Source organism: Ignavibacteriales bacterium (genome assembly GCA_026390815.1).
Classification (GTDB): domain Bacteria; phylum Bacteroidota; class Ignavibacteria; order Ignavibacteriales; family SURF-24; genus JAPLFH01.
Window position 1 is genome coordinate 30,429 of sequence record JAPLFH010000005.1, and the last position, 19,896, is coordinate 50,324.

Consider the following 19,896-nt stretch of genomic DNA (forward strand, 5'->3'; position numbering starts at 1 on the left):
GACGAGCTTTCCAACTTGACGAACCTTCACTCTTGATGAACTTTCCGAAACTGATGAAGTTTTTTAACTTGCTAACTTTTTACTTGATGAACTATTTAATTATTCTCGTTCCACTGTTTGGAATTCCAAGTTGCGTTGCTTCTGTAATTACAGTTTCTCTTCCAGAATTCTCTACAAATTTAATTGCTGCTAAAATCTTTGGACCCATACTTCCAGCCGGAAACTGACCCTGTTTAAAATACTCTTTTGCTTCCTCAAGATTCAAGACATCAATTTCTTTTTGCGTTGGTTTATTGAAATTTATGCAAACCTTTGCAACATCGGTTAAAATATAATAAGTATCTGCTCCAATTTCGCTCGCAAGTAAAGCAGAAGCCAGATCTTTATCTATCACTGCATCTTCAATTGGTCTGTATGTTTTTTTTTCGTCCAGATAAACCGGAATACCACCGCCACCGCTTGCAATAACAATATGCCCGGCTTTAGCAAGATTGCCAATAATTTCCGCATTAATTATATCTAAAGGAATTGGAGAAGCAACTACTCTTCTCCAGCCGCGTTTTCTTGGATCTTCTTTAAAAATCCAATTATTCGCTTTAGACATTAATTCCGCTTCTTCTTTAAGATAATATGGTCCAACTGGTTTAGAGGGATCTTTGAATGAATCATCATTTCTATCAACAAGCACCTGAGTTAAAATCGTAATGATTTTTTTGTTAATACCATATTCAATTAACAAATTACGCATCTGACGTTCTATCATATATCCAATTTCACCTTGAGAATCGGCTACTGCAATATCGAGTGGCATTTTGGGAATATTGTAAACCGAATAACCGGCATCGCTTCTTAAATAAATATTTCCAACCTGCGGTCCATTACCATGAGTAATTACCAGGTTAAAACCCTGTTCTAAAAGCGGAATTAATTTCTTACACGTGTCGTAACTATTTTGCTCCTGTTCATCGGCTGTACCGGATTGCCCGGCACGAAGTAAGGCGTTGCCGCCAAAGGCAACAACGGCTAACTTAATCATATAATACCTTTTTCCCTAAGAACGCTTTCCACAGTTATTGCACCAATTTCCTGCAATTCATACATAACGCGTGTTGATGGTTTATTCAATTTTAGAATTCTCCCTAAATCGATTGGTGTACCAATTATGACGGAATCGCAATCAGTGTTATTAATGGTTGTTTCAAGATCATTAATTTGATCTTCTCCATAACCCATTGCAGGAAGAAGAATTCCAATCTTTGGATATTTTTCATAAGTGGAAGTTATTGATTTAACGGTATAAGGTCTTGGATCAACTATTTCAGCAGCTCCATAATTCATAGCTGCAATTGTTCCAGCACCATATTCCATTTCACCGTGTGTAAGTGTTGGTCCATCTTCTACAACAAGTACTCTTTTACCTCTTATTAATTCAGGTTTTTCAACAAAGATAGGTGAGGCTGCTTCGATAATTTCTGCATGTGGATTTATAGCACGAATATTATTTCTAACCGTTAATATATTTTTAGCGTCTGCTGAATCAATTTTATTTATAATTGCGGCATCAGCCATTCTTAAAGAGGTATTACCGGGATAATATGTTAATTCGTGCCCAGGACGATGTGGATCTACTACTGTAAATGTAACATCAGCATTATAGAATGAGCAATCATTATTGCCACCATCCCAAAGAATTACATCAGCTTCTTTTTCCGCTTCGGCTAAAATAGCACCGTAATCCACACCTGAATATATAACTCCGCCTCTTGCAATGTGTGGTTCGTATTCTTCAATTTCCTCAATTGTGCAATCGTGAATTTTTAAATCTTCCAATGATCCAAATCTTTGAACTTTTTGTTTTACCAAATCGCCATAAGGCATTGGATGACGAATTGCCACCACTTTCTTTCCAGCTTTTTTAAGAACATCTACAACTTTTCTTGAAGTTTGAGATTTACCTGATCCGGTACGAACTGCGAGAACAGCAATAACAGGTTTATTACTTTTGATCATCGTTTGTTGTGCGCCAAGCAATTTAAATGATACCCCGGCAGCATTAACAATTGAAGCTTTGGTCATTACATAATTGAAAGGAACATCTGAATAAGAGAAAACTACTTCCTCGACTTTAAATTTTTTGATCAAATCGATTAATTCCTTCTCTTCATAAATCTTAATTCCATTTGGATATAATTTGCCTGCAAGTTCTGCCGGATAACTTCTTCCATGAATATTAGGAATTTGAGTAGCAGTAAAAGCTACAACATTGTAATCTTCATTATCTCTGTAGTAAACATTAAAGTTATGAAAATCGCGCCCTGCAGCGCCCATAATTAATACATTTTTACGAGACATAAAATTAACCTCCGGGTTTGGGATCCATTATTAAATTTTTATTTATCAGTTCATCAGTTCTCTGTCTTCATTTTACATTTTTAATTATACATTCTACATTTTAATTCTGCATTCTTATATCTTCGTTCTTCACTCAACAGTAACGCTTTTTGCCAAGTTTCTTGGTTGATCCACATTCAATCCTTTCTTTACAGCAATATGATAGGCAAGCAACTGTAACGGTATAACTGTTAAAATGGGCATTAACATTCTTATTGTATCAGGAATTTTAATTGTATAATCCACCATTCTATCAATCTTATCATCGCACTCGCTTGCAACAGCAATTATTTTTCCGTGTCGTGCTTTCACTTCCTGAATATTGCTAAGGATTTTATCATAAACAGAATCTTTTGGTGCAATTACAACAACCGGCATATTTTCATCTATTAAGGCAATAGGACCGTGTTTCATTTCTGCTGCAGGATAACCTTCTGCATGTATATAAGAAATTTCTTTTAACTTAAGCGCCCCTTCCAGTGCTACAGGAAAATTATAACCACGACCGAGATACAGGAAATTTTTTGCGTTAACAAAGTCTTCTGCAATTTTTTCTATTTCATCATTTAGCTTAAGAATTTTTTCAATCTTAGCTGGGAGTAATTCAATTTCATTTGCAATACTTCTTCCATCAACCTGGCTTAAATGTTTTTTACGAGCAATTAACAAAGTAATTAATGCCAAAACTGTAAGCTGAGAAGTGAATGCTTTTGTAGATGCCACACCAATTTCTGGTCCAGCATGTATATAAACACCGGTATTGCTTTCTCTTGCAATAGAACTTCCGACAACATTGCAGATACCAACCGTTAAAGCACCACGTAATTTTGTTTCTTTAAGTGAAGCTAAAGTATCTGCGGTTTCTCCACTTTGTGAAATGAAAATTACAGTATCATCAGGATTTATAATTGGATTCCGATACCTGAATTCTGAAGCATATTCAACTTCGGTGGGCATTCCTGCAAACTGCTCGAACATATATTCCCCCACTAAACCAGCATGCCAGGAAGTACCACATGCAGAAATTATTATTCTTTTTGAAGAAGCAATTCTATCAGTAAAACCATCTAAACCGCCAAGTTTGGAAGTACCTTCTTCAAACAATAATCTTCCGCGCATAGAATTTCGGACTGATTCTGTTTGCTCCATAATTTCTTTCAGCATAAAATGGTTAAAACCACCTTTGCTTATCTCATCAAGTTTAAGTGTTATTTCCTGAATCTCTTTCTGGATTTCTTTATCAGCAACATCTTTTGCTATAAATTTATCTTTGAATACTTCCACAATCTCCCCATCTTCCAGGTAAACTACATTACGGGTATGAGCAATTAATGCGCTTACATCAGAAGCAATAAAATTTTCATTATCGCCAACACCAATTACTAACGGAGAACCTTTTTTTGCAACAACTATTTTGTCTGGTTCATTTTTGTAAATAACAGCAATTCCATAAGTTCCTTCAACTTCATTTAAAGCTGCCTGAACTGCTTTAAACAAATTAAATCCTTTAGTTAGGAAACTATCGATAAGTAGAGTAAGTACTTCTGTATCCGTATCACTATTAAAAATGTATCCGGATTCAATTAAAGTTAGTTTAAGTGCAGAATAGTTTTCAATTATGCCATTATGAATGAGCATTAAGGAGCCATCGGAATTTATATGAGGATGAGCATTAACTTCGTTTGGTACACCATGCGTTGCCCAACGTGTATGCCCGATTCCTAAATTAGCAGTAAGATTTAATTCCTCAAGTTTCTTTTCCAGGCAAGAAACTTTTCCAACACTTTTAATAATTTTGCTATGATGGTTATGAATTAGACCAATTCCAGCCGAATCATAACCGCGGTATTCGAGCCGTTTTAAACCACCCAACAATATTGGAATGCAGTTTTTATCACCTATATAACCAACTATACCACACATATTTTATCTCCTATTTGTTGTCTAAATAATCTTAGGAGAGACGGATGACAGATTTCTAAGATTGAATATTTGAACTCACCCCGTTCCGCTTTAGTACAAGATAAAAAATTTCCTATTAAATAATATTAGGTAAATCACTTGCGGGAACTTGACAGTTCAACAAGAAAGTTAGAAAAGGTGATTTATAAGTCCGGGCAATGCCGCAACAATAGTGGATTCGTTTTTTGAAAATAGAATATGTTTACCTTTACGGTAATCATTATTTCACTTTTGCTAGTTTTTGAATGATTGTTTTAGAAACATTTTTATTTCTGGATATAATCTTATAAAAATATACACCATTTGCAAGTATATTTTCATCCTGATCCTTTCCATTCCAATAAATTTTATTAAAACCAAAACGAAGTTCAGATGATGGAACTGATATATCTCTGATTAATCTTCCGGCAACTGTAAAAACTTTTATCCGGAAATCGTCCGGAAGCTCGCGCCCGGTTACATTAAAAGTAAAATAAGTATCATCTTTAAATGGATTAGGAAAATTGTAGACATCAAAAATATCATTCTTACTGTTTACTAAGAATGAAATTGAGTATGCTGTTGTATCAAAAAAATTTCCTGATGCATCTTTAGCCAATACTTCAATAATATGCTTACCGTTGTTAAATCGAGGTTTCCAGATTATGGTTGCCTGGTTATTTGGATATTCGCTGAATGAAAAATTTAAAGAATCTTGTTTAAAAGATAACGGTTCATTATTGTGGAAAATAAAAAACCTGGAAGTATCACTTAACGGTAACGGACTGTTATCCTTTAGTGTTATCATTATCTCTGGATTTGATGAAACAATATCTCCATCAAGAATCTCCTGGTTATCAAATTTTATAGAAAAAACTGGTTTAATAGAATCCCGTACTATGTAGAAATCTTTTTCGGCAATATTATTGAATGTAAACAACTCCTGCTTTGGTAACACAGCAGTTGCCTTAACCTGGTGCTTCAGAACGATATTAGTGGTTTGAATTACATGCGAGAATTCGCGAATGGAATCAACCGGAACAGTAACCGTTTGTGAATAAAATGAAGAATCTGCAGCATCCAAATAAAAGTTTAATTTAAGATTTTCAGCAACAGAATAACCATAATTTTTAACTTTGAATTTCATTGTTATTGGAAATCCCTGTAGACTAGAATCCGGGTTGAAAACCAAATTTTTATTAATTAAAGCTATCTCTGGAAAATTTGTATACTGAATATTCAGATTCTTCAGCTTCATCCGTTCTGTTGCACCAAGGGATGAATCAACCATATTAAAATGTACACGAAGTTTCGGATAGGTATTGCTATTTATAGAATCCAATTTTACATCACTTGCTAATTTTGCGGAAAGCGTATCCCATAATTTAGTCTTAGAGTTAAGTCCTTGAAGTATTGCATTAAAAATACCAGAAGTTCCATTCGATTCGAGTGAATAAGTCAATTTTTTCCAATTGACTGCAGGACCAACTTCCTGCGATGTAATTGAGCCGTTGGCTTGTTTATAAGTGCCGGCAAATTTGGAAATCTTTGGAGCAAATCCATTTCTAAAAACTGAACCGTAAACTACATCATTAATCCAATCGTAGCACCAGGCATAGTAACCTTGAAAAGGTTTATAACTAACCCATTCGTCTATGAATTCTCCATTGTTAATTTGAATTTTCCGCATCCATCCGCTAAGAAAATTTTCATAGGTATAAATATAATCTGGTGTAACAAAGAAACTGGAAAAGCCTACAAAACTTTCTCCAGAAGGTTTAAAGTCGCGTACCTTTTTCCAACCTGTAGATGGTTCCAGTACTCTTACAGTATACTTTAAGTTACCAAGACTATCCCGATAAGCCAGGTTATAAACATAATGTCCATCGGAAGCCAAATAGAAAGCTCCGTTATGTATTCTGGCATCAGTGGAATTTAAAAGACCATCTGGAATTTTGACTCTTGATGTATCGCCCGTTAACGGATCCATTTGAACTAAACTATAAGCGTCTCCATCAGGAATATAAATATATCCATCACTATGGTAAAAAATCTGGTCCCAGATATTCACTAATTTATCAGAAACTTCGCCATAGAATTTTCCTTTTTCAGTATTGTTATATCCAGTTCCAATTTTATATATTTTTGAAGCTCCACCATAATATGCCATTGATCCAAAGTAGATATAATTTCCATCTGTTGTAATTGAACTTATCCCTTTACTGCTGATAGGTAAAACAATTTCTAAATCCTCAATAAACTTTTGATTTGAAGGTTTTGGTGGTAAAAGTGAAGTATTTAATGAAAGGCTTTTATCTCCATCAGAGAATACAACATTGTTTAGATCAAACAGTTTAAATTGGCTGCCAGAAATGGCATAACCGTTAACAGGTTCAGATGAAATTGAGAATGTTTGAACAGTTGTCCATTTACTGTATTGCTGGTTATCGAGCATCTTTGCCCGCCAAAAATAGTTACCATTTTGTAAGCTTGGGGAAGTCCAATCTACCATTCCATCTGTTGGAATTATTCCAGTAGAAGTTAATACTGGTTTTGTAAAAGCTAAAGTTGTATCAATCTCAATAAAATAAACCAATGGTTTGGAAATGTAATATCCGATATCAGCAAAGGAAAATTTTATTGTATGTTCTGATGTGTTATATCCATTGAAAGGTTTGAGGATATTTGGTTCGCTCATATTAAAAACAACAAATGAATTTGATGCTGAGTTATCTGAAAAATCAATTTCCTCAATTTTATTTTCTAAGTTAACATCAACTTTAAGATTTACTAAACCAGCCCTGGTAGGTATCCAGCTAAAAATAACAGAATCCTGCTCTCCAAAACTTCCAAGCTTTTTACTACCAATGTTAAATGTTGAATCCGGATATAATGCAAATAATTGAACGGTTACACTATCATTTGGAAAAATTCTGCCAACATTATCTATCCTAACTTTTACCATAACGGTATCTTTTGTAATTGGATAAGTTGGATTGATAGAAATGGAAGATGCATTAATTATAAAATCCGGTTTGTCGGGCAATGCTAATTCAAGTGCAGGATCAGCGAGCAGCTCTGAAAGTGCAATTTGATCCTGAGAAAAAACTGATAAGTTCGTGTAGTTTGATTTTGCAAAAAGCAGCGCATCACCAATTATATATTTCTGCTTGTTAAAGATTTGATTAAATAGTTTGTTGTTCATTTCAACACCATAAAGCCAATAAGTAATGCCGGTGTTTCCAATAAATCCAATACTCCCCTTCCCAGGAACTTTATTAAATTGTTCTCCAAATACATTTTGATTGTCAAAGTGAGCCGTGTAGCAGGTTACACTAAAAATCATTGGCAATCTATTTTCATTTTGAAGCAAATAAATATCATCATTTAAAAAAACAAAATCCCATTGGTAGCCGCCTCCATGACCGTAAAAGTTTGCCATTACACAACCTTTATTAAATACATCTCTTATTTCTGGTCTTTCACCAAAAAATTGATTATCACCTGGGGCTGGGTATCTGAAAACCTTTTGTCCATAAAATCCATTTGTCTTAAGAAATTTATTTTCTAAATATTTGCTTTCAGTGTTAAAACCAAAATCATTTTCATCACTAACACTTTCTCCAGCACCTATTAGAAGTACTTTCTGTTTCCAGGCTTTTGAATTATCCGCGGGATAATTAAGTATTTTATCCACAAGAATATTTGCTTCACCAACAGTTTCGCAGGAAAGTCTTCCAATTGCAAGATCAGGAATAACATCATCACCACTAACAGCGGCAAACATATTATCACTTACTGCCTGCCCGTATTTATATGAATGATATGGGATTGAAGGAATATAATTTTTTCTACTGTCAGCAAGCAAACCCCGATAATCCCAGCTCATATCACCCATCAATGCAATATAAACCGGTGCTGGCTTAGTATAATTTTCATATGCATATTTTATATAGTCGCGAACTGCATATGGATCGAGCATTCCAAAGGAAAACTCATTATAGATTTCTGCAATATCAACAATTTTTATTCTTGGAGAAGAAAAACCTTTTAAATGATTACTACGGAAACTGGCTAATCTTTCTGCTGCACTACGGAATTTGGAATGTATAATAATTATATAATCAGCACCAATTGATCTATCATGAAGATTTGAATTAATATTTGAGGTAATTGAATCAGGGCTCATGAAGAAATCGTTTGAATAACAGAAATATTCTGTTTGTTCTTTTACGCTGTCTGTAAAAAGAACTTCCTGGTATTTATCGTTTGTAATCTGTGGATTTTTAATTGCAAATCCTTTTTGAGGAATGAAAACATTCATGTTATTTCTTTTCCAACCAAAAACATTGAAACGAATATTTCCATTTATTCCTGGAGAACTTATAAAATCAAAATAATTGCTATCAGCCCGATGTTCTCGCAAATATTCTAGTTCAAACCAGTTAACACGTATTTCATCATACGCCGTAACAAATGGATCAGCAGATATATCACCCTTAGCCACTATCTGAAGATTATTGGTAGCAAAGAATCCAACTTCATTCAGAGGAACAGTTTTTTCGAACTCCGCAATATTTTGTCCGTCCCAGCTTATATCACCCACTGGTTGCGAAGATAAAAGTATCTTTACTTTATGATCAGGATAAATTGATGCATTGTCAGTCATACCGTGCATATTTACACGAAGGATAAATTTATCCATATTAAATGTGAATCTTTTAGGATGAGGAAAGGAATAAACAAACACTTCATTTTCAACACCGTTTTGTCCGGAAGATCTACCCCAAAACCAATAATCGCGTTTATCATTTGGTGCTAAACCTAATCGCTCGTAAATCGAATCTACTTCATAATGATTTGTGTGGTAAGATGATTGAATTGTTTGATCCCAAACTTTTGGATACCCATCAATATTTTTGTACCGGTATCCGGAAGTATCCGCTTCATAAGAAAACCAATAAACATTTTCTCTGTTATAAATATTTAATTTGGAATTAGGTGAATGTTTGGGTTGAGAACCTACAAACTGGAAATAACTATTGTGACCAAAATTACCGTCCTTATTACCAACAACTTCAATTGGAATTGGCTTACCATAATTGAACAATTCAATTTTTTCGCCCTGGATATTTATATCAGATGGTAAACCAGCAGCTAAAAGTTGTTCGTATGTTACCCTGTAAACTCCTTTTTCCTTTAAATATATTTTCAAATATTTTTTATTTGGATTATACCAGTTCTGACTATCGGAAATTTTAGATAAAGAATTTATGTTCTCTTTCCCTATCCAGTTTTTTGCAAAGGAAGGATTGAGAGTATTAGCTTTAATATATTCTTCAGTAAAATTATCTGCTATAGATTGTTGCTGGAAACTAAGACTTGATGTGGAATTGTAATTTATTTGCACCGTTAAATTTTTATGAAAAATCAATTCTTTAGTAACAGGATTAAACTGGAATGGATTGATTGCAATCTGCACAATCTTAGCGAATCTAAATTGGTAAGGTTTAGAAGGTTGAACCATATTGTTTGGGAAAAATTCATTTTTGTTATAAATATTTTTATTAAATACTATATTCTTAGATTTAACTCCATTTGAATCTTCCTCAATACAAGGAATAATAAATTTACTCCTGAAACTTTCTTGCAAATTATTTATAACATTAACACTTAATTTGGCATCGAATGGTATCCCCAGGTTAAAATTAAAATTCGGAAGTTCAGGTTCACCAGGCATTCTTAGTGCAGGCAGTTTTCCCTCAATTTTCTGAAATACGATATTATTAATTAGTGTGTCTTTTAGTTTATAATCTCCATCAAAGCTAATGTAAACTTTAATATACTCTGCATTGGATTCAAGAACTTTAATGCTTTGAGCCAGTAAGAGCTGCTGTAACAGAATGATTGAAATAAGAAGGAATAATCTTTTCATAAGCTTCTGTAAAAAGTTTGTTTAACTTAAATAAGAAAGAAAATAATAACAATGATAAATTTAATCTGGTTTTACTGCAAATTGTGTGAAAAAGATTACATTCACTAATCCCAGAGGGATTAAATAATGGTAATATTCTATCAATAGAGTATTAGCAAAGTCCCGTCAGGGACGAAATATTCTTATTCAGGTTCTCTTAAAATGTATCGTTCATCAAATTCAATGTTATAGGCTTTAAGCCACGATTTATACTCTTCGGTAAAGGTTATTTTTTTATGGTGCTGTTCTTGATTCTTTATGTAATTGATTACTCTTGATAAATGTGAATGACTGTATGAGAATGCTCCATATCCTTCCTGCCACGCAAATTTCGAGCGTGTAAACTTACTTTCATTAATCCATTTTGATGAACTACCTTTTATATCCTGAAGCAAATCAGATAATGATTGATGAGGTCTATAACCGATTAGTATATGAACATGGTCTGCAACTCCATTAATTATAACTAATTTGTGTTTTTGTGCTTGAATAATTCCAGTAATGTATTTGTACAATTCATCCTTCCATATACCATCAATAATTGCCCTTCGGTATTGCACAGCAAAAATTATTTGAATATGAATTTGTGTATACGTGTTGCTCATTGTTGTATGCAATATTTCGTCCCTATGGGACTACTTACTGTTGTTAAATTTATTGTCTACCTATTTTCAGTCCCTAACGGGACTATCATTCTTTACAAATTTATATGGCTTTCACACAATAAACTGTAGAATTTTTTATCTTAATGGATCTTGTAATGAAATGTAGAATTTAGATGATAGGAATCTTCTCCTTTACTTAAAAACTCTTTTAACAGTTGCGGGTTTAGATGAATCACCAAGGAAAAATAATTTTTGATCTCCGGTAGATATAAAGGAAGGAACATATTTTTTAAAAAGGTCCAGCCAATCAGCTTTGCTGAAACCATTATCAACATGTGAAAATTCAGAGATCAGGTCACTCAAATTACAGACAGTACTTTTAGACATTCTTGCTTTAAAAATCTTTTCGTGCTTAGTTGAATCAACCCCCTCTTCAGCAGTTAAAATTTCTTCAAATAATTTTTCACCTTCACGTATACCGGTATAGATAATCTTTATATCTTTATCTGGTTCCAGATTATTTAATATTATCAATTCCCTTGCAAGGTCAACAATTTTAACTGGCTCGCCCATATCAAGTACAAAAATATCTCCATTCTTTCCGGTGGCAGCAGCTTGAAGAACCAATGCAACTGATTCTGAAGTAGTCATAAAATATCTTTTCATATCAGGATGCGTAATTGTAAGCGGTCCACCTCTTTTTATCTGATCAAGGAAAATCGGGAGAACACTGCCACGGCTTCCGATAACGTTTCCAAACCTTACAGCAACAAAATGAGATTTGCTGTTAAACCCGGCGTTAGTTACAATAATCTCTGCAATTCTTTTTGTTACACCCATAATACTGGAAGGATTAACAGCTTTATCAGTAGAGATTAATACAAAATGCTGCGAACCAAATTCAACCGCCGCTTTAGCCAGGTTATAAGTACCAATAATATTTACTCTAACTGCTTCCTCAGGAAATTTTTCCATGACCGGAACGTGCTTATATGCAGCAGCATGAAAAACCACATCGGGTTTAAATTCACGGAAAATTTTATTTACTTTATCATTATTCGAAACATCACATAAAAACATTTTTACTGGTAAATCCGGAAAAGAAAATTTTAATTCTAATTCAAGTCCTGCTACATCACTTTCGTTAATATCCAAAATTCCAACACAGGAAGGATGATAGAAGTTAACCTGGCGGCTTATTTCTGAACCGATTGATCCAGCAGCACCGGTAATGAGAACTCGTTTACCTTTAATGTAGCCACTTATTTCTTGCGTGTTTATTGATACGGCTTGTCTTCCTATTAAATCACTAACATCTAAATCTCTAACATCCTGTACGCTTACCTGTATTAAATTGGATGTATCATTAATTGTGGATACAACTTTAACATCATGAACGCCAGCTTCCCGTGCAAGCTTTAATATTTTTTTATGGAAAGCTCTATCAGCCGTTAGAACTGCAATTATAATTGATTCAATATTATATTGCCTGATAATTACCTGGAGTTCATCAGTTGTTCCAAGAACTCTTATCCCCTGCATATAAAGATTTTGTTTATTCAGATCATCATCTACAAAACCAATAGGATAAATTTTTCTATTTTGATTTCTGTTCCAATCTCTTAGCAGTTGTTCACCTGTACTACCAGCACCAACAATTATTGCTTTCTTTAAATAAGAATTCCCGATATGTCTTCTGATTACTTCCAGGTACATTCGTTTGGATATTTTTAAGCCTGATGAAAATAAAAAACTCAACACAAGATCAACAAGCAAAACTATTCTTGGAAATCCTTTAAATAGTTCTAAGGGAATTCCGTAAATAACTATAAATAGAATACCATTGCTGAATAAGCAGGCTTTGCCAATATTAGCTAAATCGTGTAGTGAAACAAAACGCCACGAAATATCGTACAAGCGGAAATAAAAAAACATCGAGGTTTTTACTATTAGAAAAATAAAAAGAAGCGGTAAAAAATTTGTGTTAAAAGCACCAATTGAACTGAATTCAAATCGAATCTGAACTGAAATTAAAAGAGAAGCTGTAAAAGCAGCTAAATCAAAAAAAATGAATGTTAATTTTCGCTGAAAGTTACTGTAATTTATAGAATCTTTAATCTCTTTATTCATCTTACAAGAACTTTTACAGTTGCAAAAATAATTTTAAAATCAGTAAGCAAACTCATCTCATTCAAATATTGCCTGTAGAGAACAATTTTTTGAGGTAAAATTTTAGTCTTATAAATTTCTTCAGCATTTTTCGTATAAGCTATCATAGAAGCCTCATCGCTAAACTTGATAGAAGCAAAGTCAGACAATCCTGGTTTTACTTTCAATATATCAGAATACTCTTTAGAAAATAATTTAACAAATTTTGGAACCTCTGGTCTTGGACCAACGATACTCATATCACCCTTAAAGACATTTATAAGTTGCGGTAATTCATCAAATTTATACTTTCTTAAAAATTTACCGATAGGAGTTATTCTTTTATCGTTATCGCAGGAAATTTTTGGACCTATTTTTTCGGCACCATTAACCATAGTTCTGAATTTTAAGATCTTAAAAGATTTCCAACCTCTACCAACTCGTGCTTGTTTATAAAATATTGGTCTTCCGGATTGCAGGTAAATAAAAGCTGATATTACTATAAAAAATGGTAATAGTGCCAGTAGAGCTAAAGAAGAAAACAGTAAATCGATAAATCTTTTTAGAAAATTATACATACGATAGTTATGTTTTATATTTGATTAGCAATTTAGTTAAAATTCTTGAATAATCTAAAAAAAATTTTAACTCATATATATCAAAATCTACAATAAGAAGTTAATCAAATAGTATAATTCCGTTATTGTCATTCCCACGTAAGTGGAAATCCAAATTATAAATTCAGTCTGTAGATTCCTGCCTGCTTACCAGTAGGCAAGCTTTTGCACATAGGCTTCAACTTAAGAATATTAATTTCTGATTAATTAATTGCTGATTATTTTATTTTTCGGTTTAATAAGCATTTTTTATTATATCATGCCTACGGCATTTTGCAATATTTTTTCTTTCTATTTCTACAATTATATCATCCCTACGGGATGAAGAAATATACATCCCGATAGGCTTGCCTGCTGCAAGCAGGGATGATATACAAAAACCTTATTTATTCTGAAATCAAAACAATTGTACCAATTTTGATTGAAAAACAGAATCCTTAAGTTGACGTCTATGTGCTTTCGCAGGAATGACGTTATGAGAATAAGTTCACATAATATTTTGCTTTAAAATGGAAAGTACACTTTCTATTACTTTGTCTACCTGCGCATCAGTCATTGCGGGCCAAATTGGTAAAGAAACTAATCTGGGAAAAGCATATTCAGAGTTTGGAAAATCATTTTCATTTAGATTATATGCATTTTTATAATATGGATGACGGTAAAGTGGGATAAAATGAACACTGGAACCAATTTCATGTTTCTTTAATTCATCTATAAACTTAGATCGGGTTATTCTTAGTTTTTCTAAATTTAACTGGATTGAGTAAAGATGAAATGATGATTCACGATCTCCAAGTCTGGGTGGAATTCTTAACAGATCAGTTTCCTTAAATGCAGCATCATACTTTGCTGCTATTTTTTTCCTTAATTCAAAAAGCTGATCAATTTTTTTTAATTGAGATAGACCTAACGCCGCTTGAATATCTGTAAAATTGTATTTGAAACCAGGTGAAATTACCTCATAAAACCAGGAGCCTTCTTCAGAATATCTTTTCCAGGGATCATGACTAATTCCATGCAGGCGCATAACAGTACATCTATCCGCAATTTCATCGTTTTCTGTGCAGATCATACCTCCTTCTCCAGTAGCAAGAGGTTTTGTAACATAGAAGCTAAAGCAAGTAACGTCCCCAATTGTTCCAATTTTTTTTCCTTTATAAATTGCTGGTAAAGAATGTGCGGCATCTTCAATTATTTTTAGATTATACTTTTTAGCAATTTCAGAAATCTCATCCATATCGCAAGGTAAACCACCATAATGTACGGGAATTATTGCTTTTGTTTTTGCAGTTACAACCTTTTCTATTGCTTCAGGAAGAATATTTAATGTAATTTTATCAACATCAACAATAATTGGTATAGCGCCAAAATAACAAACAATTTCTGCCGTAGCCGTAAATGTAATTGAAGGAACAATCACTTCATCTCCCGCTTTTAACCCTATAGCTTCAAGTGCAAGATGGGCGGCAGCAGTCCAGGAACTTGCTGTTACGGATCTCTTCGAACCAATATATTGGTTAAACTCGTGTTCAAATTTTTGTACTTTGGGTCCAGTTGTCCACCATCCGGATTTAATTGTATCAACAACTTCTGTTATTTCATCATCAGTAATAAAAGGGCGATGGAAATGAATGAATTCCTGTTTCATGATTTATTTAATTCAATTTAAGTTTTGTTTTATTAACATTGATATTTTTATAAAGAAAAATTGTTATTATAAAAATGAGCCAAAAAGGCAAATCCCTTGTTATCCAACCATGAGTTAATAATCCTGTTGATTCAAAAAATGCTCTTGCTAATAAACCTAAAAATATTCCTTTGATTGTAACTCCCAAAATATACATTTCATTATCAACACTTTTGTAATGTTCAATTACTTTTTTGGAGTACTTTAGTATAAGAGCAAACAACCAAACTGCACTTACCAATCCAAGAATACCGAGATCAGCCATACGGAATAAGAAAAAATTATGAGCAGTTCCAGATTTAGCCCACTGCATTTGATGTTCAACAAAACTACCAATTGTAACTGGTAAATACTTATAAATATATTCTTCAAAGACACCTGGACCAACCCCAAAGATTGGATTTGTTTTAATTATATTAAATGCGACTGACCAAAAATACTCTCTTGTATTAGAAAAAATTCTATCTGCTCGGAAAAGAATTGATAAAAAATCCTGAACTTGAGGAAGTATTAAAATTAGTATGCAAATTATGACTACAGGTTTGAGTACTTTCATAAAAAGTTTCTTCCTCAAACTGTAAAAAATATATACAAAGCTGATAAAGACAGATAACATTGATGATCTTGAATTGGTTATTATCAAAATAAAAAGCAGAAATAGAAAGGAAACAATAAATAAAAGTTTAATCGACCATTTTTTAGAAAAAGGAATGAATAGTATTGAAAATGCAAAAGGAATTGTTGAAGCATATAGCAAACCTACAGCATTTGGGTTATTATATATTCCACTCACTCTTACAATGGAATTGGATTCAACTAAAAATATTTTAAAACCTAGATATGCCAACTGATATAAAACACCCAAACCAACTACCAACGAAGCAAACAATAATGAAATAATTATTATATAAATATCTTTCTTTTCTTTAATAAAGGAATAAAGGAAATAACACAAGAGAAAGAATATCAATTGTTGAATTAACGTCTTTAAGCTTAAAGTGAAAAAACTTGAAAGTAATGTAGAACTAAAAAGCGAAATTAAAACCACCAACAAAAATATTTTCAAATCGGTTGGCAATTCCTTAAACTTTATCAACTTAAATCCATTTTCCCTTATATATATAAATGCTAAAGTAATAACGCCAATAATGTTCAAAATATTTCTGGCAACCTCATTTAAATTACTTGTCATCACCAAGTAAGAAAAAATAATTAGGAAGAGAATAGAATCAGTTTTGTATTTATAGATTATAAAAAAAAGGATTATAAAAGGAACTACAAATAATGAATATTGTAGAATCGAAGCATAAATTATTGCTAACGAGATAGCAATAAAGAAGATAAATTTATTATTCCACTCTAAACTAAAAACCATAATCTAATTTGAAGGATATTTTCCAGAATTTTTTACAAAACAAATTTAATTATCTAGTTTCTTCAATCCAATTATTATTTAATTCGATAATCCAATATTATAATTCCAATAATATTCACAATGAAAAGTTGCAATCATCATATTTGTTGTAATTATTTTTTATTTGCCAATCCAGCATAAAACGTGAGTTCTTAATAAAGGAATTAGATTAAAAACTGAATATAAAGTTGGGTTAATTTTTGTTAAAAACCTTGCTAAAGGAGGATTAAGTGTTATTTTTTTTATTTTAATCTTTGCCAATGGAAATAGTTTCTTAATTTCATTTATTGGAATTCCTTTTACATCCTTATTCCAAGGATTATTATAAATGAAATCGTACCATAAAATACCACCGTTATTCTTTACCAAATTCCACATTTTACTAGCAAGTTCTATTTTAAACTTTTCATCTAAAATTGAGGAGAATACAGTTGATTGAAAAATAATATCAAAATATTCATTAGGATAATTTAAATCGAGTGCATTACCAAAATTAAAATTAATTTCAGATGGCAAAAGAGTTTTAGCTTTTCTAAATCTATCTTCAATCAACTCATTAAAAAAAATGTTTTTCGGTGTGAATCCAAATTTTAAGAATAAAAAAACGTTTGTACCAATTCCACCACCAATTTCCAAAAATTTTTTTTCGGCATAGTTTTTTAATGGAATTTTCTTGAACAACTTGAAAATTGCTCTTTCCTTTTCTTGTTCTGAAAGATAAACATTTGGATTAAGAATATTATATTTGCTCGTTAAATTTTCTCTTTTTGCATATCGTTGTTTAATATTTTCTATTTCATCATTCATCAACATAAAATATTCTCAATCTTTTAATTCTAATAAACACACTTATTGATCAAGACAATACTTGAAGAAAGTTATTTGCAATAATTTTGTAATCATGCTTAGCCATACAATATGTCTTTCCATTTGATCCCATTTTAATTAATGATTCTTTGGATTGAGCTATTAAATGTCTAACTGCGTCAGCAATGGCATTAGGATTTTCTGGTGTTATTGCGATACCACAATTAGCTTCGGTAACTAAATTTACACCAGCACTATAACTCTGTATTATTGGTTTACTCGCCATCATATAATCAACCATTTTGTTTGGGCAAATTCCAAACCTAAATAAAGGCTGATGTTTTAATCCGATAAAAAGAATGTCGAGTTTATCTAACGCTGAAGGAATAAGATTTTTATTAATCGACGGATAAAAATATGTGTTCGCCAAATTTAAATCTTTAGATTTTTGAATTAGGTTTTCCTTTTCAGGACCGTTTCCAATCATAATTAATGCAATATTTTCTCGCTCAAGTATTTTCATCGCATCAATAAGTGAATAAAGAGCATTAGCTAATCCATGACTACCAGCATAACCTAAAAGTAATTTCTTTTGATCTTTTAATTTTTGAATCAAACTACTTAAATCATCGGGAAGATCTTTCGTTGTGTCCCATTCCTCTGTAACAATACCATTTGGTATATACACAAATTTTTCAGGTTTCATTCCGTGTTTTACCATATGTTCGAGTGCTTTTGGCCAAATTGAGACAACTGTTGAAGCATGTTTATAAGCATAATTTTCAGCATGTTGAATAACCAAAATGAAGGGATGCCATTTAGAATAACCACCAAGTTCAATAGGAGCCAAAGGCCATAAATCATGAACCTCAAATACCAATTTTGCGCCCGAAAGAGTAGCTATTTTTTTTGCCGGATATATATCAAGCGGATATGTAGAAGATGCTATTACAACATCAGGTTTAAATTCATTTGAAATCTTATGAGAATATTTATTAAGTTTTCGTACAAATCCAACCATGTTAAAAATGCGTCTTACACCATTTCCTTCATAAGAAGGTGTTTTAATTATTAAATAATTTATTCCTTCAACATTATGTTTTTCAAAATCATTATTTAATTTGAATTGGGTTGATCGTACATGAGCATTTGATGCTGCAACAATCATTACCTTATTTCCACTCTTTTGCCATTCCCTTGCCATATAATAAGGTCTGTATTCCATTCCAAGTGAAGGGGATCCAGCGTAATGGTTAATTAATAGAATGTTCATCTTAATAGTTCTCGCATAATTTTAGATTTAAAAAAAATCCTTTCCAAACTTATTAAATCAGAATTTCTTTTGTTGTAATTTTTTTAGTAATGCTTTTGTTTTATAATAGAATTTTTCACTGTAGGTTTGCCATTTTAACGCATATTCCAAAAATATTTTATTCCCAGTTAGTATATACAAAACTTTTAACTGTTCAATATGAATCATATGATATGTATATGAAGCAGGATTATTAGGTGAATTTTTACATAAATCATAATTTGTCCAATAATTTATATCAAATGATGGGAGTAGATTCACAATCGAATTTATGCCTTGCAGAAATAATTCTTTCGCATCTGTAATGTTTAATAATGCTAAATCATATAATCCAAACAGGGAAAAGATAAATCCATTTAATACTACAATTGGTTTGGTAGAAGGATATTCTTCAAATATTTTAATCCCATTAAATTCACTTAAAACTCCATTGTTCGATGTTTCGTTGTAAAAAGGGACAAGCGCAAATTTAGCATAATCAAGATATTTGTTATCCTGAGTTAAAATAAATGCTCTTGTTAATACTGAAATTGCTTCACCTTGTGCCATAGCAGAAATCCAAGGTTGCGTTATTTCATATTCCTTTACTTGAATATTTAAATACCAATAGACACCCTGGTCAATTCGGACACAATTGTTTAAAAGCCAATCTGCCTGGGTTAAAAATTTCTTAAGTTCGCCATTATTTTCAGTTATTCGTTCATAAAGCCCGAGCGCATATTGAGATATTACAATGGGATGATAAATATAAGATTCTTCATATTTATACAGAGGGATATTATGTGAATCAAACTTCCCCGGATAAATTGATTTAGATTTAAAATCCAAATAATAATTACCGATTGAAATAGGTTTAGCCACAATATTACAAGGAGTCACAGTATCCCAATAATTCGCTTTATTGGGCAAATAAAAAATTATTACTTTATTAAATAATTCTTTTAAGGATTGCATTTTGTCCGGTTTAATTGCTTATATATTACAAATATTATTGTTTACA

At 32.2% G+C, this 19,896-nt stretch carries 12 protein-coding genes; all 12 read right to left on the reverse strand.

The features are described 5' to 3' along the window. Positions 1 to 91: 91 nt before the first annotated feature. Positions 92 to 1,036, reverse strand: a complete 945-nt coding sequence (arcC, locus tag NTX22_00705) for a carbamate kinase (protein ID MCX6149024.1) — start codon at positions 1,034 to 1,036, stop codon at positions 92 to 94. Beyond that, entirely contained in the window at positions 1,033 to 2,352 is a 1,320-nt protein-coding gene (locus NTX22_00710) for a cyclic 2,3-diphosphoglycerate synthase (GenBank protein ID MCX6149025.1), read from the reverse strand. Before NTX22_00710 ends, arcC begins: the two co-directional genes overlap by 4 nt. 129 nt (positions 2,353 to 2,481) lie before the next feature. Further along, complete coding sequence (gene glmS / locus NTX22_00715; protein ID MCX6149026.1) at positions 2,482 to 4,314, reverse strand: glutamine--fructose-6-phosphate transaminase (isomerizing); 1,833 nt, start codon at positions 4,312 to 4,314, stop codon at positions 2,482 to 2,484. A 259-nt stretch (positions 4,315 to 4,573) separates the two neighbouring features. Continuing rightward, on the reverse strand, positions 4,574 to 10,267 hold the full coding sequence (locus NTX22_00720; GenBank protein ID MCX6149027.1) for a C25 family cysteine peptidase: 5,694 nt from the start codon (positions 10,265 to 10,267) through the stop codon (positions 4,574 to 4,576). Positions 10,268 to 10,449: 182 nt separating this feature from the next. Then, positions 10,450 to 10,911, reverse strand: coding sequence for an IS200/IS605 family transposase (gene tnpA / locus NTX22_00725; GenBank protein ID MCX6149028.1), 462 nt, complete (start codon positions 10,909 to 10,911; stop codon positions 10,450 to 10,452). Positions 10,912 to 11,103: 192 nt separating this feature from the next. Beyond that, on the reverse strand, positions 11,104 to 13,041 hold the full coding sequence (locus NTX22_00730; protein ID MCX6149029.1) for a nucleoside-diphosphate sugar epimerase/dehydratase: 1,938 nt from the start codon (positions 13,039 to 13,041) through the stop codon (positions 11,104 to 11,106). After that, a complete protein-coding gene (locus tag NTX22_00735; protein ID MCX6149030.1) occupies positions 13,038 to 13,637 on the reverse strand; it encodes a sugar transferase in 600 nt (199 codons plus the stop codon). Before NTX22_00735 ends, NTX22_00730 begins: the two co-directional genes overlap by 4 nt. Before the next feature lie 526 nt (positions 13,638 to 14,163). Beyond that, positions 14,164 to 15,324, reverse strand: a complete 1,161-nt coding sequence (locus NTX22_00740; protein ID MCX6149031.1) for a DegT/DnrJ/EryC1/StrS family aminotransferase — start codon at positions 15,322 to 15,324, stop codon at positions 14,164 to 14,166. 7 nt (positions 15,325 to 15,331) lie between these two features. Further along, the gene (locus tag NTX22_00745) at positions 15,332 to 16,555 is read right to left on the reverse strand and encodes an O-antigen ligase family protein (protein MCX6149032.1); all 1,224 of its coding nucleotides are present in this window, start codon (positions 16,553 to 16,555) and stop codon (positions 15,332 to 15,334) included. A gap of 342 nt (positions 16,556 to 16,897) precedes the next feature. After that, on the reverse strand, positions 16,898 to 17,590 hold the full coding sequence (locus NTX22_00750) for a methyltransferase domain-containing protein (protein MCX6149033.1): 693 nt from the start codon (positions 17,588 to 17,590) through the stop codon (positions 16,898 to 16,900). Between the two features lie 43 nt (positions 17,591 to 17,633). Next, on the reverse strand, positions 17,634 to 18,857 hold the full coding sequence (locus tag NTX22_00755) for a glycosyltransferase family 4 protein (protein ID MCX6149034.1): 1,224 nt from the start codon (positions 18,855 to 18,857) through the stop codon (positions 17,634 to 17,636). Between the two features lie 57 nt (positions 18,858 to 18,914). Next, positions 18,915 to 19,757, reverse strand: a complete 843-nt coding sequence (locus NTX22_00760; GenBank protein MCX6149035.1) for a D-glucuronyl C5-epimerase family protein — start codon at positions 19,755 to 19,757, stop codon at positions 18,915 to 18,917. Between the last annotated feature and the right edge of the window lie 139 nt (positions 19,758 to 19,896).

Bases quoted from the DNA above. Each gene is read 5' to 3' on its own strand.
- NTX22_00735 (MCX6149030.1), bottom strand. From the start codon at position 13,637: ATGTATAATTTTCTAAAAAGATTTATCGATTTACTGTTTTCTTCTTTA.
- tnpA (MCX6149028.1), bottom strand. From the start codon at position 10,911: ATGAGCAACACGTATACACAAATTCATATTCAAATAATTTTTGCTGTG.
- glmS (MCX6149026.1), bottom strand. From the start codon at position 4,314: ATGTGTGGTATAGTTGGTTATATAGGTGATAAAAACTGCATTCCAATA.
- NTX22_00720 (MCX6149027.1), bottom strand. From the start codon at position 10,267: ATGAAAAGATTATTCCTTCTTATTTCAATCATTCTGTTACAGCAGCTC.
- NTX22_00730 (MCX6149029.1), bottom strand. From the start codon at position 13,041: ATGAATAAAGAGATTAAAGATTCTATAAATTACAGTAACTTTCAGCGA.
- NTX22_00710 (MCX6149025.1), bottom strand. From the start codon at position 2,352: ATGTCTCGTAAAAATGTATTAATTATGGGCGCTGCAGGGCGCGATTTT.
- NTX22_00745 (MCX6149032.1), bottom strand. From the start codon at position 16,555: ATGACAAGTAATTTAAATGAGGTTGCCAGAAATATTTTGAACATTATT.
- NTX22_00755 (MCX6149034.1), bottom strand. From the start codon at position 18,857: ATGAACATTCTATTAATTAACCATTACGCTGGATCCCCTTCACTTGGA.
- arcC (MCX6149024.1), bottom strand. From the start codon at position 1,036: ATGATTAAGTTAGCCGTTGTTGCCTTTGGCGGCAACGCCTTACTTCGT.
- NTX22_00740 (MCX6149031.1), bottom strand. From the start codon at position 15,324: ATGAAACAGGAATTCATTCATTTCCATCGCCCTTTTATTACTGATGAT.
- NTX22_00750 (MCX6149033.1), bottom strand. From the start codon at position 17,590: ATGTTGATGAATGATGAAATAGAAAATATTAAACAACGATATGCAAAA.